Origin of the sequence: Teichococcus oryzae (genome assembly GCF_008386565.1) — a bacterium.
Lineage (GTDB): Bacteria > Pseudomonadota > Alphaproteobacteria > Acetobacterales > Acetobacteraceae > Pseudoroseomonas > Pseudoroseomonas oryzae.
The window spans coordinates 548,497-573,528 of sequence record NZ_VUKA01000001.1; the positions used below are offsets into that span (position 1 = coordinate 548,497).

Consider the following 25,032-nt stretch of genomic DNA (forward strand, 5'->3'; position numbering starts at 1 on the left):
GCGGGAGGGGCGCGGAGGCCCCTCGCGCTTTCGTCACGAGGTGTGCTCGACCTCGCGCTGCTGCCGCTCGGCAGGGGAAGGCAGGGGCTCGGCCGGGTAGTGTGGCGCGGGGGCCCCACGGGTCTTCCACAGCGACAGGGCGATGGAGCCGGCGATGATCGCCCCGGTGACCATCAGCGCGTATTCCACCGGCACCGCCTTGCCGCCGAAATACCAGTTGGCCAGCATCTTGGCGCCGACGATCATCAGCACGATCGACAGCCCGTGCTTCAGGTAGTGGAAGCGGTGGATGATGCCTGCCAGCGCGAAGTACATGGCGCGCAGGCCGAGGATCGCGAACACATTCGCCGTGTAGACGATGAAGGGGTCGGTCGAGACGGCGAAGATGGCCGGGATGCTGTCCAGCGCGAACAGCAGGTCGGTCAGCTCGATCAGCACCAGCACCAGCAGCAGCGGCGTGACCATCAGCCTGCCCGCTTCCCGCACGGTGAAGGCGTTGCCGCGGAAGCCGTCGGTGACGGGCAGGCGCCGGCGCATCCACTTCAGGATGGCGCTGTCCTCGGGGTTGGGCTCCTCATCGGCGGCGCGCAGCATCTTCCAGCCGGACCAGATGAGGAACAGGCCGAACAGCACCATCAGCCAGTCGAATTCGCGCAACAGGGCGGTGCCGACCAGGATCATCACGCCACGCATCACCAGCGCGCCCAGGATGCCCCAGAACAGCACGCGGTGCTGGAAGGCGGGCGGGACGCCGAACCTGGCGAACAGCAGCACGAAGACGAAGATGTTATCGACCGACAACGACCATTCGATGATGTAGCCGGTCAGGAATTCGAGGCTGCTGGCGGAGCGTTCCTCGGGCGTGTCGCCATAGGTCATGCGCAGCCACACAAAGAAGGCGACGGCCAGCGCGATATAGAAGGCGGACTTGATCAGGGCGGTTTTCACCGGCACCGGGGCCGGGTCGCCATTGGCGTCCTTCTTGGCGAACACGCCAAGGTCAAGCAGCAGCAGCCCGAGAATGGCCGCATTGAACACGATCCAGAATGTGGGTGAGGCTTCCACGCCGTAAGGCTCCTCGTTCCAGGGGCCAGACGGCAGCAGCGGGGGCACGACTCCCCCACATGAATACCTGATGCGCGCCGGGCCCGGTTGCGCGAAACGTCGATCCGACATCACGGGGGCATGGGCACAGCGCATCGGCCGGCCGTCCGCCCTCTCGCCAGAGGGGCCCGGATCGGCGGCTATATGGATGTTTTTTCATTATTGGGCAAGACAGTTGTTTCAGGGACCGATTCACGCCATCTCGTCGTTTGCGCGGGACGATGCGGCCCATTAGTGTCGGTCCTGAGGCGAGAGATCGCGGCCGGCCATCGGGCAGTCCCGCCCTTCATCCGGCCGCCCATTTTGGATCGAGGCTTGGGCTATGGGTTCCTTCAGCGTCTGGCATTGGCTTGTTGTGCTGCTCGTGGTCCTGCTGCTGTTCGGCGGTGGCAAGATCAGCGGGCTCATGGGCGACCTCGCCAAGGGCATCAAATCCTTCAAGAAGAACATGAAGGAGGATGACGACGATGCCTCCATGGCGGCCGATTCGCCGCCGGCCGGCAACATCTCCGGCCCGGCCCCGCATGCGCGGCCGAGCACGGAGCCGAAGACCTCCAACTCCACTCATCCGGCGGCCTGACGGCCGCCCGGCCCGCATCCCCGTGGAACATGCCGCGGGGACAGGGGTTCGCCAGCAGGTGAAGCGTGAGGGGCCAGACGTGGCAAAGGCCGCGCGCTGGCCCTTTTGCGTTCGCCGACCAGGAGCCCCCGGCCCTGGCCGCGGCTTCGCCGCTGGCCGGGCATGGCCGCCTGCGCTATGGGCGATCCGTTTCCGCCCATCTGCCTGGACCCGAATGGATGCCCGAGCCGATCCCCGATGCCGCCATCGCCGCCATCGTCGCCGCCGGGCGCCGCATGGATCGCCACAACTGGGTGCCGGCCACGGCGGGCAATTTCTCAGTGCGGCTTCCGGCCGGGCGGATCGCTGTCACCCGCTCCGGCGTGCATAAGGGCTTTCTGGCGCCCGAGCATGTGATGGTGGTGGATGGGGAAGGGCGGCCGGAGGACCCGGCGCTGCGGCCTTCCGCTGAAACCTTGCTGCATTGCGGTATCTACCGCCGCTTCCCCGAGGCCCGCGCCGTGCTGCACGGGCATTCGGTCGCTAACACCGTGCTTTCGCTTCATGCCGGCGGCGAGATCCTGTTGTCCGGCTATGAGTTGCTGAAGGCTTTTCCGGGCCTGCCTACGCATGAGGCGACGGTGGCGGTGCCCGTGGTGCCAAACGACCAGGACATCGCGCGGATGCAGCAGGGCCTGGATGCCCGCTGGGACAGCCTGGCCCGATCCGGAACCGCGATCCCGCCCGGCTATTTGATCCGCGGCCATGGTGTCTATGTATGGGCCGAAACCATGGACGGTGCCCTGGCGAGGCTGGAGGCGCTTGAGTTCATGCTGGAATGCGCGTTGCAGGACCTGCAAAGGAGGGATTGATGAGCCTTCTGACCATCAAGGATGCCGCGACCGGCGCCGAGGAGCTGCGCAGCAGCGACCCCGACGAGATCGCCCGCGCCCTGGCGCCGATCGGCGTTCGCTTCGAGCGCTGGCCGGCGGCCGACCTGCCCGCCGATGCCCCGGCCGAAGCGGTGCTGGAAGCCTACCGCCCGCAGCTCGATGCCCTCATGGCCGGCAGCCAGGCAGGTTCGGCGGATGTGATCAAGATGGACAGCAGCCTGCCGCAGAAGGAGGCGGTGCGCGCGAAGTTCCTGGCCGAGCACACCCATACCGAGGATGAGGTCCGCTTCTTCCATGAAGGCAGCGGCAATTTCATCATGCACGTCAACGGCAAGGTGTATGACGCGCATTGCACGCGGGGCGATCTGATCAGCGTGCCGGCCAACACCCAGCACTGGTTCGATGCCGGGGTCGAGCCCAAGGTCACCGCGCTGCGCATCTTCACCGACACGTCGGGCTGGACGCCGCACTACACCGGCACCGACATTTCCGAGCGCTTCCCGGCGGTGACCGGATGAGCGGGCTGCCGGCCGGCACCACCCTGCCGGTGCCGGTCAGCGCCGTGCTGACCGATGTCGAGGGCACCACCAGCGCCATCGCCTTCGTGAAGGAGGTGCTGTTTCCCTTCGCCGAGCGTTCGCTGGACAGTTTCCTCGATGCGAAGGACGGCGACCCGGAGGTGGCGGCATGCCTGTCCGCGGTGCGCCAGGCCGCCGAGCCGGGCGAGGAGCCGCGCGCCGCGCTGCGCCGCTGGATGGCGGCGGACAGCAAGATCGGCCCCTTGAAGACGTTGCAGGGGCTGATCTGGCAGGCCGGTTACGCCAGCGGCGAGATCACCGGGCATCTTTGGCCGGATGTGGCGCCTTGCCTGCGCGCCTGGGCGCGCGCCGGCATCGCGCTGAACGTGTATTCCTCCGGCTCGGTGGCGGCGCAGAAGCTGATCTTCGGGCATTCGGTGGCGGGGGATCTGACCGGGCTGTTCTCGGGCTTCTTTGACACCGCCATCGGCGGCAAGCGGGAAACCGCCAGCTACGCCGCCATCGCCGAGCGTCTGCATCGTCCGCCGGGCGAGATCCTGTTCCTGTCGGACGTGGCGGAGGAGCTGGATGCGGCCAAGGGCGCCGGCTACGCCACCTGCCAGCTGGTGCGGCCGGAGGATGGCACGGTCGCCTCCGGCCGGCATTTGCAGGCGGCGGATTTCCCTGGCGTGGCCTCGGTTTTTGGCCTACCCGTGCCGCGCCTGTCGCAGGGCGAGGCCGCCTGAGCCTTGCATCCTCCCGGGCGCCCCATATCCCTGAGCCCAGCCACCTCTTGCCGGGAGCCGGCGCGGCATGATGATGACCTACACCGTGCGCGAAGGCCGGACGGTCCGGCATGAGGGCATTCCGGACGCGGAGGTGCTGCGCGAGGCGGCCTGGATCGACCTGCTGACCCCCACGCGGGAGGAGGCGCGGGCGGTGCAGGACGCCCTGGCGCTGGAGATGCCGACGCGCGAGGAAATGCAGGAGATCGAAAGCTCATCCCGCCTTTACCGGGAGGACGACACGCTGTTCCTCACCGCGCCCTTTCTGTATGGCGTGGATGAGGGGGAGTTCGGCTCCACCGCCATCACCTTTGTCATCAATGCCCGCTGCCTGATCACCGTGCGCTATGCCACGCCCAAGGCCTTCGCGGTGTTCAACGCCCGCGTGCTGCGCACGCCGGCCCTGCTGACCAGTCCCGACGGTACCATGCTCGCGCAGTTCGAGCATGTGGTGGACCGGTTGGCCGACGTTCTCGAGCGCGTGGGCGCCGACATGGACCGCGCCAGCCGCTCCGCCTTCGGCAATGCCCATTCGCAGAAGAAGGTGAAGGTCAAGGCGCGCGACGCGCAGATGAAGGACGTGCTGATCGCCCTTGGCCAGGTGGGGGAGGTGACCAGCCGCGCCAACGAGACGCTGCTCGGCCTCACGCGCATCCTCACCTATGTCGGCGCGGAGAAGGATTTCTTTGTCCGGAAGGAAAGCAAGACCACCATCAAGACGCTGATGCGCGATGTGCGCTCGCTGGTGGAGCATGCGGCCTTTCTCAACAACAAGGCCAACTTCCTGCTCGATGCGGTGCTGGGCATCATCAACATCGACCAGAACGGCATCATCAAGACCTTCACCGTCGCCAGCGTGGCGCTGATGCCGCCGACGCTGGTGGCCAGCATCTACGGCATGAACTTCCAGTCCATGCCGGAATTGAACTGGAGCTTCGGTTATCCGGCGGCGCTGCTGGTGATGGTGGTCAGCGCGGTGCTGCCGATCCTGTACTTCAAGCGCAAGGGCTGGCTGTAGCCAAGCGCCATTCGCTTCCTTCCGCGCGCTTGACAGAGGCGGCGGGCGGGCCTGCCATCCGGCATGGCCTTCCGATTTTTCGAGCGCTTTATCGACCCCGTGGCTCCGCCCGGGTCCGCCGCCAGCCGCGCCCTGGGCGTGCCGGTGCCCGAGGCGCCGCCGCCGCCCGGCCTGCTGGCCTTCTACTGGTACTTCATCCGGCAGGCGCGGGCGCTGTTCGGCATGCTGTTCCTGGCGGGACTCGCTGTCGCGCTGCTCGACGGGCTGATCCCGGTGATCATCGGCCACATCATTTCCCTGCTGTCGCAGCATGCTCCCGGCACGCTGTTCGGCGAGCGGTGGCCGCTGCTCGCCGGCATGGCGGCGGCCGTTCTGGTGCTGCGGCCTCTGGCGGTCCTGTCGCAGAACCTGATCGGGCAGCAGGCGATCAACGCCACGGTCACATCCCTGATCCGGTGGCAAAGCCACTGGCATGTGGTGCGCCAGGGCTGGGCGTTCTTCCAGGAGGATTTCGCCGGGCGCATCGCCAACCGCGTGATGCAGGCCGGGCCGGCGCTGCGCGAAAGCATGGTGCAGTTGATCAACGCCGTCTGGTACATCCTGGTCTACGGCACCGGGGCGGTGATCTTCCTGGCCACGGCCGATCTGTGGCTGGCCGTCCCGATCCTGCTCTGGTTCGCCTGTTATTGCGCGCTGCTGCGCTTCATCGTGCCGCGCCTGCGGGACCGCGCCCGCCAGGCCTCGGAACAGCGCAGCCTGCTCACCGGGCGCATCGTGGACAGCTACACCAACATCCTGACGCTGAAGTTGTTTTCCCGCGCCGAGCACGAGGATGCCTTTGTGCGGGAAGGGGTGCTGGGCCTGACCCGCGCCTTTCAGCGGCAGATGCGCATGATCACGCTGAACGCCCTGCTGCTGTCCTCGCTGAACGCGGTGATGCTGGTGTCGATGGCGACGCTGGCGCTGCTGCTGTGGAATGCCGGCCGCATCGAGGTCGGCATTGTCGCCACTGCCCTGCCGATGGCGTTCCAGATCGCCAACATTTCCGGCTGGGTGGCGTTCAACGTCGCTGGCATCTTCGAGAATGTCGGCGTGGTGCAGGAAGCCGCGCGCTCCATCGCCGTGCCGCCCACCGCGCCCGACCGGCCCGGCGCCCGCCCGCTGGTGGTGACGCAGGGCGCCATCCGCTTTGAGCATGTGGGCTTCGCCTATGCCGGCGGGCACGGCGTGCTGGAGGATTTCAACCTGGAGATCCGCCCCGGCGAGCGCATCGGCCTGGTGGGGCGATCGGGTGCCGGCAAGACCACGGCGATGAACCTGCTGCTGCGCTTCTTCACGCCCCAGGCCGGCCGCATCCTGGTGGATCGGCAGGACATCGCCGGCGTGACGCAGGAAAGCCTGCGCGGCGCGATCGGCGTGGTGACGCAGGACACGGCGCTGCTGCACCGGTCGGTTGGCGACAACATCCGCTATGGCCGTCCCGACGCGGCGGAAGGCGACATCATCGCCGCCGCGCGCCAGGCCGAGGCCGAGGAATTCATCGCCGGGCTGCGCGACTGGCGCGGACGCGCCGGCTTCGACGCGCAGGTGGGTGAGCGCGGCGTGAAGCTGTCGGGCGGGCAGCGCCAGCGCATCGCCATCGCGCGCGTGCTGCTGAAGAACGCGCCGATCCTGGTTCTCGATGAAGCGACCTCGGCGCTGGATTCGGAGGTGGAGGCGGCGATTCAGGGCCAGCTCCATCACCTGATGGCGGGCAAGACGGTGATCGCCATCGCGCATCGCCTGTCCACCCTGGCCAGCATGGACCGCCTCGTCGTGCTGGAGCGCGGCCGCATCGCCGAACAGGGCACGCATGCCGAATTGCTGGCACGCGACGGCGTTTATGCCCGCCTTTGGCGGCGCCAATCGGGTGGCTTCCTGGGCGATGGTTGACCTTGTGCCGCCCCGGGGAAGATGCTTTCGGTTTCAGGAGGAGTTTTGCCGCATGTCCACCACGCATCACGTGAAAGCCACGCCGGAAACGGTCCGCTTCGGCGCGTTCGATGCCCAGTTCGCGCCGGTGCTGACCGTGGCGTCAGGCGACACCGTCGTGCTGCAATGCGTTTCCGGTCCCCCCGAAGTGGTGCCGGCCGCGGCCAGCGGCCTGAAGGTTCCGGCCGAACTCGCGGTTATCCACGAAGCGATCGCCGATGGGCGGCTGCCGCGGCTTGGTCCGCACCTGCTGACCGGGCCCGTGGCAGTAGCCGGCGCCGAGGCGGGCGACTGCCTGCGCATCGACATCGAGAAGATCGAGCTGGGCGCGGATTGGGGCTACAACCACTTCCGCCCGCTGATTGGCACATTGCCAGAGGACTTTCCTTATCGCCGGTTGATCCACATCCCGGTCGACCGTGCCGCCAACACCTGCCGCCTGCCTTTCGGGCCGGAGCGGGACGGCAATGGGGAAGCCGCGCTGACACTGCCGCTGTCGCCTTTCTTTGGCGTCATGGGCGTGGCGCCGCCGGTGGAATGGGGCCCGATCTCCACCAAGGAGCCGCGTGCGCATGGCGGCAATCTCGACAACAAGGAACTGGTCGAGGGCAGCACGCTGTTCCTGCCGGTGCACACGGCCGGCGCATTGTTCAGCGCGGGGGACGGCCATGGCGTGCAGGGCGATGGCGAGGTGTGCGTCACCGCGCTGGAGATGTGCCTCACCGGCACCTTCCGCCTGAGTTTGATGAAGGGCGGCGGCGCGCGCGATCCCGCATTGCGCTTTCCGCGCGCGGAAACACCGACGCATTTCATCAGCATGGGCATCCATGAGGATCTGGATCTCGCCATGAAGCAGGCGCTGCGCGAGATGATCGCCTTCATTGTGGCGCGCGCGCATATCTCCGCGGCGGAAGCGTATCAGTTCTGCTCGCTGGCCGTGGACTTTCATGTCACACAAACCGTGAATGGTGAGAAAGGCGTTCACGGATTGTTGCGGAAGGGCTTGCTATTCTGAACCACGCCGCCACAACCATCGGCGGTGGAAAAGCGATTTTCTTCGCCCGATGTGAATGATTGGGCTTGCAACCCGGTTTTCCACAACTTTTTCGGAGTCGCACCACAGGCCGCATCTTGTGCCTGTCCTGGCGCATTAACTACCGTATCTGGTAGCGGAAGTCGGAGACTGGCAATGGATTGGACGGCGGAGGCGATCGAGACCCTGCGAGCGCTTTGGGCGGAAGGTCATTCAACTGCCGAGATCGGCCGTCGCATGGGCATCTCCAAGAATGCCGTTGTGGGCAAGGCGCACAGGCTGAGCCTGCCCGCGCGCCCGAGCCCGATCCGGCGCGAGGCCGGCACCCAGGCGGGCGCTGGCGCGCGCCCCACCGCCGCCCCCCAGCCAGCTGTGGCGGAGCCTGCGCCGGTGGCGGCGCAGCCCAGCCCGCCGGCCGTTGTTGCCGGAGCGGTGTCCAGCCTGCCGCCCGCCACCAAGCCCATCATGCCGGCCGCGGCCCTGGCCGCGCCGCGTCCCGCCCTGCCGCCCCGGCGCGCCGCGCAGCCGAGCGCGGTTGTGCGGCCTTTCCAGCGTCTCGGGGGGCGCACATGCTGCTGGCCGATCGGCGAGCCCGGCACGCCAGAATTCCGGTTCTGCACGGCCGAGGCCATCAGCGGAAAGCCTTACTGCCCGGAACATGCCTCCATCGCCTATGTGAAGGCCCGCGACCGCCGCGAGGACGCGGCCTGAGGGCAGGCGGGGCTTTCACCGGATTTCACGGGGGCGCCGGCCATGGGCCGGCGCCCCTTTTCCGTGGCGCGCTCTTCACAAAACGGCGGCGCCCTCGCGGCGGCCGATCAGCCGCTTGCGCAACTGGCCCGAGATCAGGTCAATCACCGCCACGGTTGCGATCATCAGCAGGATGATGAAGGCGACCTCGTCCCAGTGGCGCACCTTGATGCGTTCGGCGATCTGCAAACCAATTCCGCCGGCGCCGACAACGCCGAGAATGGCCGCCGAGCGCGTGTTGCTTTCAAAGAAATACAAGGCCTGGGCGATCATCACCGGCAGGACCTGCGGCAGGATGCCATAGCGGATCGCCTGCAGCCGGCTGCCGCCCGAAGCGATGATGCCTTCGGCCTGACGCTTGTCGGCGTTCTCGATCGCTTCCGAATAAAGCTTCGCCAGCACGGCGAGGTCGCTGGTGATGATGGCCAGCACGCCGGCCAGGGGGCCGAGCCCCACGGCGCGCACATAGGCCAGCGCCCAGATCAGCTGGTCCACGCCGCGGATGCCGTCGAACAAACGCCGCACCGAGAAGCGCAGCAGCGTCACCGTCAGGATGTTGCGGGCGCCGAGGAAGCTCAGCGGCACCGCGATCAGCGCGGCGATCACCGTTCCGATGAACGCCATCGCCACGCTTTCCGCCATGCCCTTCAGGATGTCGAACCACAATTCGCCAGGGCTGGGCGGCACCATCAGTCGCAGGATGGTGGCAAGCCCGGACAATCCGTTCCACAAGCGCTGCGGCGTGATGTCGAACAGCCAGAAGGACCAGGCGAGCCAAGCCAGGAAGGCAGCGCCGCCGAGCCAGCGCGTCAGGCGTTGCCCAGGCGTCGCGCCGAACGCCCGGGGCGTGCGCTGGCGCCAGGATTCAATCGTTGATCCGCTCATCTCAGCGTGCTCCCGCGGCATGGATCAGGCGATGGCGCAAGCGGTCGGTCACCAGGTCGATCAGCATCACCGCCAGCACGATCAACAGCACGATGGCGCTGATCTCCTCGTAATAGTTGAAGGCGATGACCTGATAGAGTTCCTGCCCGATGCCGCCCGCGCCGACGAAGCCGATGACGCTGGCGCCGCGCACATTGATCTCGAAGCGCAGCAACGTGTAGCTCACCAGGTTGGGCGCCACCTGCGGCAGGATGGCGTAGCGGCAGGCCTGCGCCCAGTTGGCGCCCGAGGCGCGCAGGCCTTCCCAGGGCTGCATCTCCGCATTCTCCATCACCTCGGAGAACAGCTTGCCCAACGCGCCGGCGGTGTGGATGGCGATGGCCAGGATGCCGGCCAGCGGCCCTACCCCGAAAGCCCAGACGAAGATCAACGCATAAACGATCTCCGGCACCGTCCGCGTCGCCTCCAGCGCGCGCCGGCTCAGGTGGTGCAGCCAGGGGGAGGGGACCAGGTTGCGCGCGGCGGGAAAGGAAAGCAGCAGCGCCACCGCCGCGCCGCCCAGCGTCGCCAGCGCCGCCATCTGCGCCGTTTGCAGCAGCAGGAGCAGCCAGGAATCCAGGCGGTAGAACCAGAAGGCCAGGCTGCCTTCCGTTTCGCTGCCGGCGAACAGGTTCGCCCATTGCAGCGAAGGCAGGATGCGCCCGAAATACTCGCCAATGCGCGGGAGGCCGGCGAGCAGCGCCACCGGGCTGAACTCGCTGACCCAGCCGGCCAGCAGCAGGCAGGCCAGCAGGATGGCGCCGCCGAGCAATCCGGCGTTGCGGCGCTGGCGGCGAAGCGCCTCATAGGCCGCTTCCCCCCGCGCCGCCGCGGGGCTCATGGCAGTGGCATGCATGCGCTATCTGCGGCGGCGCCTGGCCGCCGCCTCCTCTTGTCTGAGGTCGATGAAGATCTGGTAGTCGGCGTGGCGCGCTTCCCGGTATCCGGCGCCCTCGCCGCGGCTGATCTGGCGGTAGATGTCCGGATGCGTGCGCGGCAATGCCAGCAGGAACTGCTTCATGTCGTTCTTCAGGGCATCCGGCAGGTCCGCCCGGATGGTGATGGGCCCGGTCGGGATCGGCTCGGAGCGCCAGATGATGCGAATGTCGGACATGCGCAGCATGTTCTTCTCGACCATGGCGCGCAGATTGCCGCGGGTGAATCCACTGGCTTCCTCGCCCTGGCCGGAGGCCCAGGTGCAGCAGGCGTCGTATTGCTTCTGCAGCACGGCGACCACCGCCTGCTCATGCCCGCCCGCGAAGCCGGTGGCACCGAAATACCGGCCCGGCTCCGGATCGACGCCCTGCCGGCGCAGCACGGCGCGCGGGATCAGGTATCCGCTGGCGGAGTTCGGGTCGGCCCAGGCCAGCGACCGGCCGCGCATGTCCTCCAGCGAGGCGATGCCGGAATCGGCCCGTGCCAGCATCACCGCGAGATAGCCGATCGAGCCATCCTCCTGCTCGGGCACCACCAGCGGCTCCACATTGCCCTGCGTGTCCAGCCACACCCCCGCATAGGCGGAGGAGCCGAGCGAGGCGATCTCCACCTGCTTCGCGCCAAAGGCCTGCATCACCCCGGCATAGTCGCCGGCGGGATAAAGCCGCGCCGGCACGCCAAAGGTTTGTTCCAGCAGGGCGCGGTAGCCGTCAAAGCGGGCGAGGCGGTCCACCTCGTTCTCGCCGCCCATCAGCGCGATGCCGAGGCGCGGCACGGCCTCCGCCCAGGGCCGCCGGCCGGGCGCGGGGAAGGGGATGTCGCCATCGGCGCTGCGGCGCGGCGCCTGGAGCTGGGCTTGGGCTGCCGGCGCCAGGCTGGCTGCGGCAAGGCCCAGAAGGATGCGGCGGGTGGCATGGGGCATGGATAACCTCGGTCGCGCGGAGGGGAGCGAATCTAGGCGCGACGCGCGGAAAAAGATCGGGGGAAAGAACTTCCCCCGATCCTGCCTGTTCCTGCCGGACCGGTCAGGAACGGCGGCGGCGCTCGGCGGCCTCCTCGCGGCGCAGCGTCACGATCGGGTCGAACATCGCGTGCGTGACCTTGGTGTAGCCCTTGCCGCCGCCCCGCTCGATATCGGCATAGATCTTCGGGTGGCTGGTGGGCAGCGCCAGGTGGAAGTTGGTGAAGTCTTCCTTGAACGCCGCCGGGAGTGCGGAGCGCACCACAAGCGGGCCGTTCGGGATCGGCCGTGACTTCCAGATGATGTTGAGGTCGGCCATGTTCAGCATGCCCTTCTCCACCATCGCCTGCAGGTTGCCGCGGGAGAAGCCTCGGCTTTCGTCGCCGATGCCCGATGCCCAGGTGCAGCAGCCATCATACTGCTTCTGCAGCACCGCCACGACACCCTGCTCATGGCCGCCGGCGAAACCGGTGCGGGAAAAGAAGCTGTTGATGTCGACGCCCGAATTGCGCAGCTCGGAGCGCGGGATCAGGTAGCCGGAGGTCGAGTTCGGGTCGGCCCAGGCCAATGACTTGCCCTTCATGCCGTCCAGCGTGGTGATGCCGGAATCCTTCCGCGTCACCAGCACCGAGATGTAGGAGGAGGAGCCGTCGCTTTCCAGCGGCACCACCAGCGGCTCAACCGCGCCACCCGTGTCCAGCCAGGTGCCGGCATAGCCGGAGGCGCCCATCGACGAGGTTTCGATCTGCCCGGCCGAGAAGGCCTGCATCACGCCGGCATAGTCGGCCGCCGGGAACAGCCGGGCCGGCACCTTGAAGGTGTCCTCGATCAGCTTGCGGTAGCCATCGAAGCGGCCGAGGCGGTCGCCCTCGTTCTCGCCGCCGAGCAGGCCGATGCGGATCTGCGGCACGTCCTTGGCCCAGGCGCGCTCGCCCGGGGCCGGCATGGCGATGGCCGGCTGTCCGGCGGTCTGGGCCCGCAGGGACGCGGGCAGCACCAGGGATCCGGCCGCGAAGGCGGCCAGGGAACGGCGGGTGATCATCGGGTCTTCTCCTGTGGGGCGCCGCGCGGAAGGGCAGGCGGCGTCCGGGGCTTCAGGCGATGGCGTCAGGCAGTCAGGGCGGCCTGCCTTTCGGCGAGGGCCGGCTGAGGTGGGGCCTGCGGCCCGGCGACCGAGGGTTCGGCCGCCGCAAGGCTGTCGAATTCTTCTTCCGACACGCCATAAATCTCGCGCACCCGCGCCGGGGTGAGGGCGGCGGGCGGGCCGTCGAACATCACGCGCCCGCCCTGCATCGCGACAATGCGGTCGCAATAATGCCGGGCGGTGTCGAGGTGGTGCAGGTTGCACAGCACGGTGATGCCTTCGCGCCGGTTCACGTCGCGCAGCGCCTCCATCACCGTCCGTGCATTGGCGGGATCGAGGCTGGCGATCGGCTCGTCCGCCAGGATGATGCGCGGCTGCTGCATCAGCGCGCGGGCGATGGCGACGCGCTGCTGCTGGCCGCCGGACAGGGTGTCCGCGCGTTGCAGCGCCTGATCCACGAGGCCGAGCCGGTCCAGCGCTTCCAGCGCCATGACGCGCTCGGCCGCCGGAAAGCGCTTGAACAGCGTGGCCAGCGTGCCGCCAAGGCCCGGATGGTGGTTCAGCCGCCCCACCAGCACATTGGTCAGCACGTCGAGGCGCGAAACCAGGTTGAACTGCTGGAAGATCATGCCGCAGGAGGTGCGCCAGTCGCGCAGCGCCTGTCCGCGCAGGCCGGTGACATCGGTGCCGTCATGCAGGATGCGGCCGGAACTCGGTTCGGCCAGCCGGTTGATCATGCGCAGAAGGGTGGATTTTCCGGCGCCGGAGCGGCCGATCACCCCCACCATCTGCCCGGCCGGAACGGCCAGGCTGACGCCGTCCACCGCCAGGGTGGTGCCGAAGCGGCGCGTCAGGTTCTCCAGCTGAAGCATAAGCTTCCCTTTTTCGTCCGCCTTGCATGGCCCCGCGGCCCCTCGGCTGTGGGGCGTATAGAGCACCTCCATGACGCTCCGATGACGGCGCGGTGACAAGCCTGTTGAAGCTGCGGGCCGCCTCAGCGGCCGACCAGCACCAGCACAACACCCAACACCACGATCAGCGCGCCGGCGATCTCCGAGCGTTTCGGCCGCTCCTTCAGGTAGAAGTGGCTGAACAACAGGGTGAACAGGATCTCCGTCTGGCCCAGGGCGCGGACCAGCGCCACGGGGGCGAGGGCGAAGCCGGTGAACCAGCAGGCCGAACCGCAGGCCGAGAGCGCGCCGACCGGCAGGCTGTCGCGCCAGGTGGCGAACACGGCGCGGAACTGGTCCGGCTCCTTCCAGAGCAGCCAGCTTCCTTGCATCAGGGTTTGCAGCGTGTTGATCGCCACCAGCGACACCAGGGCACGGAACACCGGATCGGGATGGTCCAGCGACAGGTTGGCCGATTTGATCAGGATGGCGGAAAGGGCGAAGCCGAGCCCGGCGCCCAGTCCGTACAGCGCCGCCGGCTGCGTGGTGGCCCGCAGCAGCCCCGCCAGCCCTTCCTGCCGCCCGGCGAGCGACAGGTACAGCACGCCGCCAACGCTCACCGCGATGCCAGCCCAGGCGAGGGGTGTGAGATGTTCGTCCAGCAGGATCAGCGCCAGGATGGCGCCCTGCACCGCCTCCGTCTTGGCATAGGCGGTGCCGACGGCGAAGCCGCGCGCCCCGAAGGCCATGATCAGCAGGTTGGTGCCCAGGATCTGTGCCAGCCCGCCGGCGACGCAGAAGGCCAGGAACAGCAGGCCGGCCCCTGGCAGGCTGTTCTGCCCAGTGGCTGCGGCGTAGGCCAGCAGCAGCAGCAGGCCGAAGGGCACGCCGTAAAGGTAGCGCACCACCCCGGCGCCGTTCACCGAGAGCTGGCCGCGCAGCTTCTGCTGCATGGCGGTGCGCCAGGTCTGGAACAGGGCAGCAGCGAAGGTGACGGCGATCCAGAGCGGCATGGGCGTGTCCGGGTGGGCCTCGGCGGTCAGAACCGGCGGGAGGCGGGGGAAAAGGCAGCCATCGCCTGGTCGCGGAACCAGTGTTCGGCCGGGTTGCGGTCCCGCGCCCTGCCTGGGGCGAGGGGCAGGAGGTTGATCGCCAGGCCGGACGGCCGACGCGCCGTCATGCCGGTGCCGGGGAGCGCCGGCGAACATGCGTGCCGGACAGGCGGAACAGAGAGTGATCGGGAAGGCGATCGTTGGATGTCATGCGGACCCGGAAGTGGATCGTCCGGCGCCCGGTGTTTCCCCTCGGTCGCCATGGCTGATAGGTGGGGCGCGGATTGTCTGAGGAGGCATGCATGCGTTCAAGCTCGATCTCGGCATTGCTGGCTTTCGCCCTGCTGTGCGCGACCCTTCCCGCAGTCGCGCAGCAGGCGCAGGAAGCCGGCACGGTGCTGAAGCTGTCCGAAACCGCCGAGGTGGAACGCACCCCGTCCGAGATCGCCGCCACCCTGCGCGCCGAGGCGCGGGGCGCCGATTCGCGCGCGGTGCAGGCGCAGGTGAACAGCCGCATGACCACGGCGCTGGAGGCGGCACGTCGCGTCCAGGGCGTGCAGGCCAGCACCGGCGGCTACTGGACCTCGCGTCAGGAAAAGGAGCGCAACTGGATGGCCAGCCAGAGCCTGACCCTGCGCGGCACCGAGCCGGGGCCGCTGCTGGAGCTGGTAGGCGCCTTGCAAGGGCAGGGGATGGTGATGGGCGGACTGGACTGGTCCTTGTCGCGCGCCCAGCGGCTGGAAGCCCGGCAGGAAGCCGGCCGCCTTGCGGTGGAGGCGCTGCGGGCACGGGCCGAGTCGGTGGCACAGCAGCTCGGAATGCGAGTCGTGGAATTGCGCGAGCTGCGCCTGGACGCGCCGGATTCTCCCGCGCCCCGTTACCGGGCGGCGGCGATGTCGGCCCGCGCGGAGGCGGCGCCGCCGGTTTCGGCGCCGCAGCCGGAATGGGTCAATGCCACGGCGGAGGCATCCTTCACCTTGCGGCGCTGAAAGCGCGACGCGGGCAGTTTCCCCGTTCAAGGGAGACTGCCATGATGCCGCCAACATGTCCGCCACCCTCGTTGGCGTCGCGCTGCAACTGGTGGCCATCGCCTTTTTCGTGGCGATGGACACCATCGTGAAGCTGCTGACGGCCAGTTTTCCCGTGCCGCAGCTGATGTTCACCCGCTTCGCCGTGCATGTGGTGCTGGTGGCGGTGTTGTTGCGGCTGTTCACCGGCCGGTTGCCCTGGCGAAGCCGGGCGCCGGGATTGCAGGCGGTGCGCAGCCTGTGCCTGTGCTCAGCCAACCTGTTGTTCTCGCTGGCCCTGGCCAGGGTCCCGCTGTCAGACGCGACGGCGGTGAACTTCGCATCCCCCTTGTTCACCGTGGCCATGGCGGCGTTGTGGCTGGGGGAAAGGGTGAGTGCCCGCCGCTGGCTCGGTGTGGTGATCGGCCTGTTGGGTGTGGCGGTGGCGCTGCGGCCACCCTTCCTGACAGGTGCGGAAGCGCCCCACTGGGCGATCCTGCTGCCGCTGGGCACCGCGCTGTTCTATGCCGTGTACCAGATCCTGACGCGGCGCCTGGCGCGGGTGGATGATCCCAACACCACCATCCTGCACACCGGCATCGCCGCCGCCCTCGCCACGGCGCTGGCGCAGCCTTTCGTCTGGCAGGCGCCGGCGACCGGCTGGGGCTGGACCGGGCTGCTGGTGATCGGCGCGCTGGGCGCCATCGGGCATGGGTTCCTGGTGCTGGCCTTCGCCCGGGCCCCCGCCAGCCTTCTGGCGCCGATGACGTATTCGCAACTGATCTGGGCCGTTCTCGCTTCCTTTCTGGTGTTCGGCCACGCTCCCGACCGCTTCACCTGGCTGGGCGCCGCCATCATCACCCTGGGCGGGGTGCTGGTCGCGCTGCCGGACCGGAGGAAGGGCGCAGCGCCGGGTTGAAGAAGGTCAAAGGGACACCTGGCGCTTGCGCCAAAGGCGGGGAGCGGGTAGCGGAATGCGGGCGCGAGGACAGGGAATGGCCACAACACTCGGAACACCGCGCGATCAGGCGGTTGATCAGGCGCTGCGGGATCACCCGCGCGCGGCTCTGGATGCGGAATCGGTGCGGGATGCCTATCGCCGCTGGGCGGGCGTGTATGACGCCGTGTTCGGCGGCGTGTCGTCGCCCGGGCGGCGCCGCGCCGTGGCGGCGGTGAACCGCCTGCCGGGCAGCCGCGTGCTGGAAGTGGGCGTCGGCACCGGCCTCGCCCTGCCGCGCTACCGCGCGGAAAAGCGCGTCACCGGCATCGACCTGTCGCGGGAAATGCTGCTCAAGGCGCGCGAGCGCGTGGAGCAGGAGAAGCTGTCCCATGTTGACGGGCTGCTGGAGATGGATGCCGAGTCGATGGCCTTCGCCGATGGCGCCTTCGACATCGCGGTGGCCATGTTCACCGCCAGCGTGGTGCCGGACGCGAAGCGCCTGCTGGCGGAGATGCAGCGCGTGGTCCGCCCCGGCGGCCACCTGCTGTTTGTCAACCATTTCGCCGCCGAGGGCGGGCCGCGCTGGTGGGTGGAGCGGACCATGGCGCCGTTGTCGCGCGTGCTGGGCTGGCACCCCGACTTCGCCTTCGCCGACCTGTTCGACCGCGACGCCATCCAGGTGGAGGCGATCCAGCCTTGCCCGCCGGCCGGGCTGTTCACGCTTGTGCATCTGCGCAATGCCGCGCCCGGGCTGATGGCGATGCCGGACCAGGCGGCGGCCTGAACTCCGCTGGCTGGATGGCGCGGAAGGCCATCCGCCAGTGGCCGCGGGGGAGCGCTTCCTCCCCTCCCTTGTGCGGCCATGCACCCCGCGACTATGGTCAGGCACAGGAATCCCGTGCGCGATGGTTGCCGCGGGACGGGGGTTGAAGGGCAGGCCGCGCGGTGCGGCCCGCCAGGATTGGATCGGCGCACCAGCGCCGGCGCCCGGGCTGGCCCCGGGCGACAGAATGATGAGCGGACGGGATAGGGAATGCGGCGGAAGACGGTTTCGCGCTTCGCGGGTTTGCTGGCCACTCTGGGAGTGGCCGCGGCCTCTTTGATGTCTGGGGCGCCCGCCTTCGCCCAGCCGGTGGCCGGCGAGGGTGAGCCGCCCATGATCGGGGCGCCGTATAACTGGGGCATGAACCTTCAGCCCGCGGCCGGGCCGATCAAGGACGCCATCCACGACTTCAACAGCCTCGTGCTGTGGCTGATGATCATCATCACGGCCTTTGTCGGCATTCTGCTGGCGTGGGTGGCCTTTCGTTTCCGTGCCTCGGCCAATCCCGTGCCGTCGCGCACCAGCCACCACACCCTGCTGGAAATCGCCTGGACCGTGGTGCCGGTGCTGATCCTGCTGGTGATCGCCATTCCGTCCTTCCGGCTGATGTATTACGAAGACCGGGCGCCGGATGCGACGCTGACCGTGAACGTCACCGGGCGGCAGTGGTATTGGCATTACGCCTATCCCGACCAGGGCAATTTCGGCTTTGACAGCTATCCCGTGCAGGAAGCCGACCTGAAGCCGGGCCAGCTGCGGAACCTCGATGTGGATGAGCCGATGGTGATCCCGGTCGGGCAGGACATCCGCATCATCACCACCGGCGAGGACGTGATCCACAGTTTCTTCGTGCCGAGCCTCGGCGTGCAGAAATACACCATCCCCGGCCGCACCCTGGAAACCTGGCTGCGCGCCGACCGACCGGGTACCTATTACGGGCAGTGCAACCAGATCTGCGGGCAGAACCATTGGTTGATGCCGATCGTCGTGAAGGCGGTCCCGCAGGCGGAATTCGAGAGCTGGACGGCTTCGGCGCGCCAGCGCTTCGCGGCGGAGGGCCCGGTCAGCCCGGCGCCGGTGCCGACCAAGGTGGCTGATGCCGCCGCGGCGACGCTGGCCCGGTAAGCGGGACTTCGGGGACGACAAAAGAGCGGGACGGACGAGCAACAATGGCGACCGCGTCAGACACGCAACACGGCCATGATCACCATGGCCATCATGACCATCACACACCGGGCTTTGTGGCGCGCTGGTTCTTCAGCACCAACCACAAGGACATCGGTATCCTGTACCTGATCTTCTCCGTCGCCGCGGCGCTGGTCGGGATCGGGCTCTCGCTGCTGATGCGCATCGAGCTGCAAAGCCCCGGCATGCAGATCTTCGCCGACGGCCAGGCCTGGAACGTGGCCGTTACCGCGCATGGTGTGGTGATGGTGTTCTTTGTCATCATGCCCGCGCTGATCGGCGGCTTCGGCAACTATTTCGTGCCGATCATGATCGGCGCGCCGGACATGGCCTTCCCGCGCCTCAACAACATTTCCTTCTGGCTGCTGGTTCCCGCCCTGATCCTGGCGGTGGGCAGCCTGTTCGTCGGTGGCGCCGGCACTGGCTGGACGCTGTACCCGCCGCTGTCGAACAGCACCTACCAGTCGGGCATGGGCGTCGACATGGCGCTGTTCGCGCTGCATCTGGCGGGCGCCTCCTCGATCCTGGGCGCGGCGAACTTCATCACCACCATCTTCAACATGCGCGCCCCGGGCATGACGCTGCACAAGATGCCGCTCTTCGCGTGGGGCATGCTGGTGACGGCCTTCCTGCTGCTGTTGTCCGTGCCGGTGCTGGGCGGCGCGATCACCATGCTGATCACCGACCGCAATTTCGGCACCGCCTTCTTCGACCCCGCGGGCGGCGGCGACCCGGTCCTGTTCCAGCACCTGTTCTGGTTCTTCGGCCACCCCGAAGTCTACATCATGATCCTGCCGGGCTTCGGCATCATCTCCCACGTGCTGTCCACCTTCAGCCGCAAGCCGATCTTCGGCTATCTCGGCATGGCCTACGCCATGGTGGCAATCGGCGTGGTGGGCTTCGTGGTGTGGGCGCACCACATGTTCACCTCCGGCATCTCGGTGGACACGCGCGCCTACTTCATGGCGGCGACCATGGTCATCGCCGTGCCGACGGGCATCAAGATCTTCTCCTGGATCGCCACGATGTGGGGCGGCTCGCTCACCTTCAAGACGCCGATGCTGTTCGCCATCGGCTTCGTCTTCCTGTTCACGGTGGGCGGCGTCTCCGGCGTGAAGCTGGCCAATGCCAGCGTCGACGTGATCCTGCACAATACTTACTATGTGGTGGCGCACTTCCACTACGTGTTGTCGCTGGGTGCCGTGTTCTCGATCTTCGCCGGCTTCTACTATTGGATCGGCAAGATGAGCGGGAAGCAGTATCCCGAGTTCTGGGGCCAGGTGCATTTCTGGACAACGTTTGTCGGCGTGAACCTGACCTTCTTCCCGATGCACTTCCTGGGTGCCCAGGGCATGCCGCGCCGTTATCCGGATTACCCGGACGCCTTTACCGGCTGGAACATGGTGGCCAGCGTCGGCTCCTACATCTCGGTGGCATCCTTCCTGGTCTTCCTGTATGTCTGCTGGCGTACCTTCACCGGCAAGGAAGTGGCCGCGGCCAATCCCTGGGGCGAGGGCGCCACGACGCTGGAATGGCAGGTTTCCTCTCCGCCGCCGTTCCATACCTTCGATGAGCTGCCTCGCATCCGTTGATCTAAGCGGGACAAAGCGTGAGCGACAGTGCGATGAAAAGGGGGGCTACGGCCCCCCTCGGTCTATCCGAGCAACTTGACCTGAGCGATGTGCGCGACTGGATCGCGCTGCTGAAGCCACGGGTCATGTCGCTGGTGGTGTTCACCGGATTGGTGGGGCTGCTGGTCGCGCCGGGCCATCTGCATCCCGTGCTGGCCGTCACCGCTATCCTCTGCATCGCCGTGGCGGCAGGGGCGGCGGGCGCCATCAACATGTGGTACGACCGCGATATCGACGCGGTGATGCGCCGCACCGCTAACCGGCCCATCCCGGCCGGGCGCATCCGCGCCCAGGCGGCGCTGGCCTTCGGCATCGTGCTCAGCCTGGCTTCGGTCATGGTCATGGGGCTGGCCACCAACTGGGTGGCCGCTGCCGTGCTGGCCGGCTCGATCGCGTTCTATGTCTTCATCTACACCATGTGGCTGAAGCGGCGGACGCCGCAGAACATCGTCATTGGCGGTGCCGCGGGCGCCTTTCCGCCCATGATCGGCTGGGCCGCCGTCACCGGCGGCATCTCGCTGGAAGCGGTGGTGATGTTCGCCATCATCTTCTTCTGGACGCCGCCGCATTTCTGGGCCCTGTCGCTTTTCGCCTCCGGCGATTACGCGCGGGCTGGCGTGCCGATGCTGCCGGTGGTGGCCGGCGCGCGCGAGACGCGGCGGCAGATCTGGCTTTACTCGCTGCTGCTGGCGCCGCTCGGCCTGTTGCCGACGCTGATCGGCATGGCGAGCTGGGCCTATGGCGCGGTTGCGCTGGCGCTCGGTGCCTGGTTCCTCCACGCCATGTGGAAGGTGAAGCATGACCGGCAGGACGCGGAAGGCCTCAGCCTGACCCGTGACGCGCCGGCACGCGCCGGGTTCAAGTTCTCAATCCTTTACCTGTTCGTGCTGTTCGCCGCCCTGGCCGCGGACATCCTGATCCTTCGTGGATCCGGGCTGTGACGAGCAACGGAGTCCCCGGCAACATGTCGGACGCAGAAAAGCAGGCCTTCCTCCGCCGTCGCCGTGGCCGTAATTGGGCGGTGTTTCTGACCCTCCTGGCATTGGTGGCGTTGTTCTACTTCATCGCCATTGCCCGGATGCAGATCACCTGACGCACCCTGGTCACTGAGGAGAAAGCAAGTCATGCCGATCCGGGACAATGATCTCGCGCGCCGCAACCGCAAGGTCGCCACCGGCGCCTTGTTGGCCTGCGGCGGCATGCTGGCGCTTTCCTTCGCCGCGGTGCCGCTCTACAGCCTTTTCTGCGCCGTCACGGGCTATGGCGGCACGCCGCAGATCAGCGGCGCGGCACCCGGGGTCGAGGGAAAGACGGTGACGGTGCGCTTCAACGCCAACACCAATCCCGGCCTGCCCTGGAAGTTCCAGCCGGCGCAGAACAGCATGCAGGTTGTGTCCGGCCAGGACGCCATGGCGTTCTACACGGCGGAGAACCGCGGCGGCGGCCCCAGCACCGGCATCTCCACCTACAATGTGACGCCGGAGATCGCTGGCCCCTACTTCCACAAGGTGCATTGCTTCTGCTTCGACGAGCAGACGCTGCAGGCGGGCCAGCATGTCGAGATGCCGCTGTCCTTCTGGATCGATCCGCGGATCGCCGAGGATCCCAGCACCCGGCACATCAAGACCATCACGCTCAGCTACACCTTCTTCCGCACCCTGGCGGATGCCGAGAAGGCGGGGGCGCTGGCCAAGGCCGGCCCGCATGTCGGCAAGCAGAGCAACGCCGCGAGCCCTCCGTGACAGGCTTGATCCAGGCTACTTTTTCAGGATTGATGCGTTCAGGCATATAGGTGCCGGCGGGGCGGTCGGCCCCCCTGCAAAGTTCGAATCCCTTTGAATCGGAACTGGGAAGCGCCATGGCGAGCAGCAACGTGACGGTGGATACAGAGATCCCGCCGCCCAACAAGCATCCATACCATCTGGTTGATCCCAGCCCCTGGCCCATGGTGGCGTCACTCGCGGCGGGGCTGATGCTGTTCGGCATCATCGTGTTCGCCCACAACGACACGCGCTGGGTGTTCCTTGTCGGCCTGCTCGGCGTGCTGGTCTCGATGTTCTACTGGTTCCGCGATGTGGTGCGCGAGGCGCGGACGCCCGGCCTGCACACGCCGGTGGTGCGCCTCGGCCTGCGCTACGGCATGATCCTGTTCATCGCCTCCGAGGTGATGTTCTTCGTTGCCTTCTTCTGGGCCTATTTCCACTTCGCCCTGTATCCGGAACATGTGTCCGGTGCCGCCCGCGCCGTCTGGCCGCCTGCCGGCATCCTCACCTTCGACCCGTTCCACCTGCCGCTGCTGAACACGCTGATCCTGCTGCTTTCCGGCACGACCGTGACCTGGGCGCACCATTCGCTGGTGAAGGGCGACCGCAAGGGCATGGTGCAGGGCCTGGGCATCACCGTGCTGCTGGGCCTGCTTTTCACGTTCTTCCAGGCCGTGGAATATGCCGAGGCGCCCTTCGCCTTCTCCGGTGGCGGCATCTATCCCTCGGTGTTCTTCCTGGCGACCGGCTTCCACGGCTTCCACGTCATCATCGGCACCATCTTCCTGGCGGTCTGCTGGTTCCGCGCCCGCGCCGGCCATTTCACGCCGCAGCGCCATTTCGGCTTCGAGGCGGCGGCCTGGTACTGGCACTTCGTGGACGTGGTGTGGCTGTTCCTGTTCATCTGCATCTACGTCCTCGGTGCCGGCCCCACCGCGCATTGATGACCGACAGGGTGCCCGCCCCGCTGGGGCGGGCACCGGCCGGAAGGGCTCCCGCATGATGTCCCTCCCGGCCTCGCGAAAGCCGAACTGGCGCCGGTTGCTGGTGCCGGTTCTGGTCATGCTCCCCGTTCTCGCCGTCCTGATCGGTCTCGGCACCTGGCAGGTGCAACGGCTGCATTGGAAGACAGGACTGCTGGCGGATCTGGCCGCGGCGGAAGCCGGGCCGGCGCAGCCCCTGGCCGCTTCGCCCCAACCCTGGTCCAAGGTGTTCGCCACCGGCCGGCTGATGCACCGGCATGAAGTGCTGCTGGGGCTGGAGGTGCGCAACGGCACGCTCGGCGCATCCCTGGTCACGCCGCTGGAGCGCTCCGGGTCGCCGCCATTGCTGGTCAATCGCGGGTGGGTGCCACTGGAGCGGACCGCCCCCATCGACCATCCGGAAGGCGGGGTCCGCATCGAGGGCTATGTCCGCCCCAGCGAATCGCCCGGCCTGTTCGCGGCCACGGATGATCCCGCGGGGCGGCGCTTCTACACCTTCGACACGGCCGCCATCGGCGCCGCGCTGGGATTGCCGGAGGTCGCGCCCTTCGCCCTGGTGGCGGTGGCCCCGGCCGAGGGCGGCCTGCCGCAGCCGGCACGATCCCTGCCACGCCCGACCAACAATCATCTTGGCTATGTGGTCACCTGGTACGGCCTCGCCCTGGCGCTGGTCGGCGTGTTCATCGCCTGGGCCCGCATCCGCCTGAAGGAACCCTGAAGCATGTCCTCCGCCGCCGGCAATGCCGCCTATCAGCGATTGAAGGGGCGGTTTGCCCGCATCGCCATTCTCGGCGAGTCGCAGGCCATGCTGCACTGGGACGCGTCGGCGGTGATGCCGCCGGGTGGCGCGGCGGCCCGTGGCGAGCAACTGGCGACGCTGGCCGGATTGTCGCACGAGCTGATGATCGATCCTGCCCTGGCCGCTGACCTGGGTGAGGCGGAGGCATCCGGCGCATGGGACGTCGCCAATCTGGCTTTGATGCGGGAAGCGCAGCGTCGCGCCACCGCCTTGCCGACCGATCTGGTGGAGGCCGCCGCCCGCGCCAATGCCGCCTGCGAGACGGTTTGGCGCGAGGCCCGCGCCGCCTCCGATTTTCGCCGCGTGGCGCCCTACCTGGCCGAGGTGGTGAAGCTGCAGCGTGAAACGGCCGCGGCCCTTTCCGTCGCCACCGGATTGTCGCCCTATGATTCCCTGATGCAGGGCTTCCAGCGCGGCATCGGCGCCGCCGATGTGGAGCCGATCTTCGACGCTTATGAAGCCTTCCTGCGCGATGCCTTGCCGCGCGCCGAGCAACGCCAGGCGCAACGGCCCGCCGCCATTGAGCCTCGGGGGCCTTTCGCCGTCCCCGCGCAGCAGGCCCTGTGCCGGGACATGGCGCAGCGGGCGGGGCTCGACTTCACCCATGCGCGGCTGGATGAAAGCCTGCATCCGTTCTGCGGCGGCACGCCAAGCGATGTGCGCATCACCACGCGCTACGAGCCGGGCGCCTTTTCCCAGGCCTTGCTTGGCGTGCTGCATGAAACCGGCCACGCCCTGTATGAGCGTGGCCTGCCCACGGCCTATGCGCGCCAGCCGGTGGGCGAGGCCGCCGGCATGGCGGCGCATGAATCGCAAAGCCTGATCATCGAGATGCAGGCCAGCCGCTCCGACGCCTTCCTGGGCTTCCTGGGGCCACGGCTCCATGCCGCCTTCGGGGGCGATGCGACCGCCTATGCGCCGGAGAACCTGGCGCGGCTGTGGCGCAGGGTGGCGCGCGGCTTCATCCGCATCGAGGCGGATGAGCTGACCTATCCCGCCCATGTCATCCTGCGCTTCCGGCTGGAGCGCGCATTGATCGGCGGGGATCTCGCCGTGGCCGACCTGCCCGGGGCCTGGAACGAGGGCTTCGCCCGGCTGCTCGGCCTGACGCCGCCGGACGATGCGCGCGGCTGCCTGCAGGACATCCACTGGTATGACGGCGCCTTCGGCTACTTTCCGTCCTACACCCTGGGGGCGATGGCGGCGGCGCAGCTGATGCGGGCCGCGCGCATCGCCGTGCCGGGGCTGGACGAGGCGCTGGGGCGGGGCGACATGGCGCCGCTGCTGGGCTGGCTGCGGATGCGGGTGCATGGCCAGGGCTCGCGCCTCGGTTTCCAGGATCTGCTGCGGGAAGCCACCGGCAAGCTGCTCGATCCCGCCGATTTCACGGCCCATCTGGCTGAACGCTACCTTTAAGGCGTTC

At 67.9% G+C, this 25,032-nt stretch carries 27 protein-coding genes; 19 read left to right on the forward strand and 8 right to left on the reverse strand.

Annotation, left to right across the window (positions count from 1 at the left end; genetic code table 11):
- Positions 1-33 precede the first annotated feature (33 nt).
- On the reverse strand, positions 34-1,065 hold the full coding sequence (locus tag F0Q34_RS02525; RefSeq protein ID WP_149810536.1) for a TerC family protein: 1,032 nt from the start codon (positions 1,063-1,065) through the stop codon (positions 34-36).
- Between the two features lie 361 nt (positions 1,066-1,426).
- Between F0Q34_RS02525 and F0Q34_RS02530 the strand changes: the two genes are divergently transcribed.
- The 8 genes from F0Q34_RS02530 (at position 1,427) to F0Q34_RS02565 (ending at position 8,592) form a co-directional block, all read left to right on the forward strand.
- Positions 1,427-1,684 (forward strand): twin-arginine translocase TatA/TatE family subunit, encoded by a 258-nt coding sequence (locus F0Q34_RS02530; protein WP_149810537.1) that lies wholly within the window; start codon positions 1,427-1,429, stop codon positions 1,682-1,684.
- A 218-nt stretch (positions 1,685-1,902) separates the two neighbouring features.
- A complete protein-coding gene (locus F0Q34_RS02535) occupies positions 1,903-2,535 on the forward strand; it encodes a methylthioribulose 1-phosphate dehydratase (RefSeq protein ID WP_149810539.1) in 633 nt (210 codons plus the stop codon).
- Positions 2,535-3,074 (forward strand): 1,2-dihydroxy-3-keto-5-methylthiopentene dioxygenase, encoded by a 540-nt coding sequence (locus F0Q34_RS02540; RefSeq protein ID WP_149810540.1) that lies wholly within the window; start codon positions 2,535-2,537, stop codon positions 3,072-3,074. Before F0Q34_RS02535 ends, F0Q34_RS02540 begins: the two co-directional genes overlap by 1 nt.
- Positions 3,071-3,820 carry an acireductone synthase gene (gene mtnC, locus F0Q34_RS02545; protein WP_149810542.1) on the forward strand — a complete coding sequence of 250 codons (750 nt, stop codon included), beginning with the start codon at positions 3,071-3,073 and terminating at the stop codon, positions 3,818-3,820. The genes F0Q34_RS02540 and mtnC overlap by 4 nt, the downstream gene beginning before the upstream one ends.
- A gap of 67 nt (positions 3,821-3,887) precedes the next feature.
- The gene (locus F0Q34_RS02550) at positions 3,888-4,877 is read left to right on the forward strand and encodes a magnesium transporter CorA family protein (protein WP_149810543.1); all 990 of its coding nucleotides are present in this window, start codon (positions 3,888-3,890) and stop codon (positions 4,875-4,877) included.
- A gap of 63 nt (positions 4,878-4,940) precedes the next feature.
- Entirely contained in the window at positions 4,941-6,809 is a 1,869-nt protein-coding gene (locus F0Q34_RS02555) for an ABC transporter ATP-binding protein (RefSeq protein WP_149810544.1), read from the forward strand.
- Between the two features lie 52 nt (positions 6,810-6,861).
- Positions 6,862-7,863: an acetamidase/formamidase family protein gene (locus F0Q34_RS02560; protein ID WP_149810546.1), complete on the forward strand. Its 1,002-nt coding sequence runs from the start codon at positions 6,862-6,864 to the stop codon at positions 7,861-7,863.
- 174 nt (positions 7,864-8,037) lie between these two features.
- The gene (locus F0Q34_RS02565) at positions 8,038-8,592 is read left to right on the forward strand and encodes a GcrA family cell cycle regulator (RefSeq protein WP_149810548.1); all 555 of its coding nucleotides are present in this window, start codon (positions 8,038-8,040) and stop codon (positions 8,590-8,592) included.
- 75 nt (positions 8,593-8,667) lie between these two features.
- On the opposite strand, the gene phnE (F0Q34_RS02570) is transcribed toward F0Q34_RS02565, so the two are convergent.
- The 7 genes from phnE (F0Q34_RS02570) to F0Q34_RS21705 all read right to left on the reverse strand — a co-directional run bounded on the left by phnE (F0Q34_RS02570) (position 8,668) and on the right by F0Q34_RS21705 (position 14,606).
- Positions 8,668-9,516, reverse strand: coding sequence for a phosphonate ABC transporter, permease protein PhnE (gene phnE, locus F0Q34_RS02570; protein ID WP_241665277.1), 849 nt, complete (start codon positions 9,514-9,516; stop codon positions 8,668-8,670).
- A 1-nt stretch (position 9,517) separates the two neighbouring features.
- Positions 9,518-10,396, reverse strand: a complete 879-nt coding sequence (phnE, locus tag F0Q34_RS02575) for a phosphonate ABC transporter, permease protein PhnE (RefSeq protein WP_241665278.1) — start codon at positions 10,394-10,396, stop codon at positions 9,518-9,520.
- An 18-nt stretch (positions 10,397-10,414) separates the two neighbouring features.
- Entirely contained in the window at positions 10,415-11,413 is a 999-nt protein-coding gene (gene phnD / locus F0Q34_RS02580) for a phosphate/phosphite/phosphonate ABC transporter substrate-binding protein (protein ID WP_149810553.1), read from the reverse strand.
- Positions 11,414-11,516: 103 nt separating this feature from the next.
- On the reverse strand, positions 11,517-12,494 hold the full coding sequence (phnD, locus tag F0Q34_RS02585; protein WP_149810554.1) for a phosphate/phosphite/phosphonate ABC transporter substrate-binding protein: 978 nt from the start codon (positions 12,492-12,494) through the stop codon (positions 11,517-11,519).
- Between the two features lie 65 nt (positions 12,495-12,559).
- A complete protein-coding gene (phnC, locus tag F0Q34_RS02590) occupies positions 12,560-13,408 on the reverse strand; it encodes a phosphonate ABC transporter ATP-binding protein (RefSeq protein ID WP_149810556.1) in 849 nt (282 codons plus the stop codon).
- A gap of 122 nt (positions 13,409-13,530) precedes the next feature.
- Positions 13,531-14,439, reverse strand: a complete 909-nt coding sequence (locus tag F0Q34_RS02595) for an EamA family transporter (RefSeq protein ID WP_149810557.1) — start codon at positions 14,437-14,439, stop codon at positions 13,531-13,533.
- Between the two features lie 26 nt (positions 14,440-14,465).
- On the reverse strand, positions 14,466-14,606 hold the full coding sequence (locus tag F0Q34_RS21705) for a hypothetical protein (protein WP_161600759.1): 141 nt from the start codon (positions 14,604-14,606) through the stop codon (positions 14,466-14,468).
- Positions 14,607-14,780: 174 nt separating this feature from the next.
- On the opposite strand from F0Q34_RS21705, the gene F0Q34_RS02600 reads away from it, so the two are divergent.
- The 11 genes from F0Q34_RS02600 (at position 14,781) to F0Q34_RS02645 (ending at position 25,025) form a co-directional block, all read left to right on the forward strand.
- The gene (locus F0Q34_RS02600; protein ID WP_149810558.1) at positions 14,781-15,467 is read left to right on the forward strand and encodes an SIMPL domain-containing protein; all 687 of its coding nucleotides are present in this window, start codon (positions 14,781-14,783) and stop codon (positions 15,465-15,467) included.
- 55 nt (positions 15,468-15,522) lie between these two features.
- The gene (locus F0Q34_RS02605) at positions 15,523-16,404 is read left to right on the forward strand and encodes a DMT family transporter (RefSeq protein WP_149810560.1); all 882 of its coding nucleotides are present in this window, start codon (positions 15,523-15,525) and stop codon (positions 16,402-16,404) included.
- 76 nt (positions 16,405-16,480) lie between these two features.
- Positions 16,481-17,209, forward strand: coding sequence for a class I SAM-dependent methyltransferase (locus F0Q34_RS02610; RefSeq protein WP_149810561.1), 729 nt, complete (start codon positions 16,481-16,483; stop codon positions 17,207-17,209).
- Positions 17,210-17,527: 318 nt separating this feature from the next.
- Positions 17,528-18,373: a cytochrome c oxidase subunit II gene (coxB, locus tag F0Q34_RS02615; protein ID WP_241665279.1), complete on the forward strand. Its 846-nt coding sequence runs from the start codon at positions 17,528-17,530 to the stop codon at positions 18,371-18,373.
- A 44-nt stretch (positions 18,374-18,417) separates the two neighbouring features.
- Positions 18,418-20,025, forward strand: coding sequence for a cytochrome c oxidase subunit I (gene ctaD / locus F0Q34_RS02620; protein ID WP_149810564.1), 1,608 nt, complete (start codon positions 18,418-18,420; stop codon positions 20,023-20,025).
- A 17-nt stretch (positions 20,026-20,042) separates the two neighbouring features.
- Positions 20,043-21,005 carry a heme o synthase gene (locus F0Q34_RS02625; RefSeq protein ID WP_241665280.1) on the forward strand — a complete coding sequence of 321 codons (963 nt, stop codon included), beginning with the start codon at positions 20,043-20,045 and terminating at the stop codon, positions 21,003-21,005.
- A gap of 23 nt (positions 21,006-21,028) precedes the next feature.
- Entirely contained in the window at positions 21,029-21,157 is a 129-nt protein-coding gene (locus tag F0Q34_RS22460) for a hypothetical protein (RefSeq protein ID WP_277755242.1), read from the forward strand.
- A gap of 31 nt (positions 21,158-21,188) precedes the next feature.
- Entirely contained in the window at positions 21,189-21,806 is a 618-nt protein-coding gene (locus tag F0Q34_RS02630; RefSeq protein ID WP_149810565.1) for a cytochrome c oxidase assembly protein, read from the forward strand.
- A gap of 116 nt (positions 21,807-21,922) precedes the next feature.
- Entirely contained in the window at positions 21,923-22,771 is an 849-nt protein-coding gene (locus F0Q34_RS02635) for a cytochrome c oxidase subunit 3 (RefSeq protein ID WP_149810567.1), read from the forward strand.
- A 55-nt stretch (positions 22,772-22,826) separates the two neighbouring features.
- Complete coding sequence (locus F0Q34_RS02640) at positions 22,827-23,528, forward strand: SURF1 family protein (RefSeq protein ID WP_241665281.1); 702 nt, start codon at positions 22,827-22,829, stop codon at positions 23,526-23,528.
- A gap of 3 nt (positions 23,529-23,531) precedes the next feature.
- Positions 23,532-25,025, forward strand: a complete 1,494-nt coding sequence (locus F0Q34_RS02645) for a carboxypeptidase M32 (RefSeq protein WP_149810569.1) — start codon at positions 23,532-23,534, stop codon at positions 25,023-25,025.
- Positions 25,026-25,032: the final 7 nt, after the last annotated feature.

Excerpts from the sequence above, each read along its gene's own strand:
- F0Q34_RS21705 (WP_161600759.1), bottom strand. The coding sequence starts at position 14,606 with ATGACGGCGCGTCGGCCGTCCGGCCTGGCGATCAACCTCCTGCCCCTC.
- phnE (WP_241665278.1), bottom strand. The coding sequence starts at position 10,396 with ATGAGCCCCGCGGCGGCGCGGGGGGAAGCGGCCTATGAGGCGCTTCGC.
- phnC (WP_149810556.1), bottom strand. The coding sequence starts at position 13,408 with ATGCTTCAGCTGGAGAACCTGACGCGCCGCTTCGGCACCACCCTGGCG.
- mtnC (WP_149810542.1), top strand. The coding sequence starts at position 3,071 with ATGAGCGGGCTGCCGGCCGGCACCACCCTGCCGGTGCCGGTCAGCGCC.
- F0Q34_RS02635 (WP_149810567.1), top strand. The coding sequence starts at position 21,923 with ATGGCGAGCAGCAACGTGACGGTGGATACAGAGATCCCGCCGCCCAAC.
- phnD (WP_149810553.1), bottom strand. The coding sequence starts at position 11,413 with ATGCCCCATGCCACCCGCCGCATCCTTCTGGGCCTTGCCGCAGCCAGC.
- F0Q34_RS02600 (WP_149810558.1), top strand. The coding sequence starts at position 14,781 with ATGCGTTCAAGCTCGATCTCGGCATTGCTGGCTTTCGCCCTGCTGTGC.
- F0Q34_RS02535 (WP_149810539.1), top strand. The coding sequence starts at position 1,903 with ATGCCCGAGCCGATCCCCGATGCCGCCATCGCCGCCATCGTCGCCGCC.
- phnD (WP_149810554.1), bottom strand. The coding sequence starts at position 12,494 with ATGATCACCCGCCGTTCCCTGGCCGCCTTCGCGGCCGGATCCCTGGTG.
- phnE (WP_241665277.1), bottom strand. The coding sequence starts at position 9,516 with ATGAGCGGATCAACGATTGAATCCTGGCGCCAGCGCACGCCCCGGGCG.
- F0Q34_RS02610 (WP_149810561.1), top strand. The coding sequence starts at position 16,481 with ATGGCCACAACACTCGGAACACCGCGCGATCAGGCGGTTGATCAGGCG.
- F0Q34_RS02605 (WP_149810560.1), top strand. The coding sequence starts at position 15,523 with ATGTCCGCCACCCTCGTTGGCGTCGCGCTGCAACTGGTGGCCATCGCC.
- F0Q34_RS02550 (WP_149810543.1), top strand. The coding sequence starts at position 3,888 with ATGATGATGACCTACACCGTGCGCGAAGGCCGGACGGTCCGGCATGAG.
- F0Q34_RS02540 (WP_149810540.1), top strand. The coding sequence starts at position 2,535 with ATGAGCCTTCTGACCATCAAGGATGCCGCGACCGGCGCCGAGGAGCTG.
- ctaD (WP_149810564.1), top strand. The coding sequence starts at position 18,418 with ATGGCGACCGCGTCAGACACGCAACACGGCCATGATCACCATGGCCAT.
- F0Q34_RS02560 (WP_149810546.1), top strand. The coding sequence starts at position 6,862 with ATGTCCACCACGCATCACGTGAAAGCCACGCCGGAAACGGTCCGCTTC.
- F0Q34_RS02530 (WP_149810537.1), top strand. The coding sequence starts at position 1,427 with ATGGGTTCCTTCAGCGTCTGGCATTGGCTTGTTGTGCTGCTCGTGGTC.
- F0Q34_RS02595 (WP_149810557.1), bottom strand. The coding sequence starts at position 14,439 with ATGCCGCTCTGGATCGCCGTCACCTTCGCTGCTGCCCTGTTCCAGACC.
- F0Q34_RS02645 (WP_149810569.1), top strand. The coding sequence starts at position 23,532 with ATGTCCTCCGCCGCCGGCAATGCCGCCTATCAGCGATTGAAGGGGCGG.
- F0Q34_RS02555 (WP_149810544.1), top strand. The coding sequence starts at position 4,941 with ATGGCCTTCCGATTTTTCGAGCGCTTTATCGACCCCGTGGCTCCGCCC.
- F0Q34_RS02630 (WP_149810565.1), top strand. The coding sequence starts at position 21,189 with ATGCCGATCCGGGACAATGATCTCGCGCGCCGCAACCGCAAGGTCGCC.
- F0Q34_RS22460 (WP_277755242.1), top strand. The coding sequence starts at position 21,029 with ATGTCGGACGCAGAAAAGCAGGCCTTCCTCCGCCGTCGCCGTGGCCGT.
- F0Q34_RS02640 (WP_241665281.1), top strand. The coding sequence starts at position 22,827 with ATGATGTCCCTCCCGGCCTCGCGAAAGCCGAACTGGCGCCGGTTGCTG.
- F0Q34_RS02565 (WP_149810548.1), top strand. The coding sequence starts at position 8,038 with ATGGATTGGACGGCGGAGGCGATCGAGACCCTGCGAGCGCTTTGGGCG.
- coxB (WP_241665279.1), top strand. The coding sequence starts at position 17,528 with ATGTCTGGGGCGCCCGCCTTCGCCCAGCCGGTGGCCGGCGAGGGTGAG.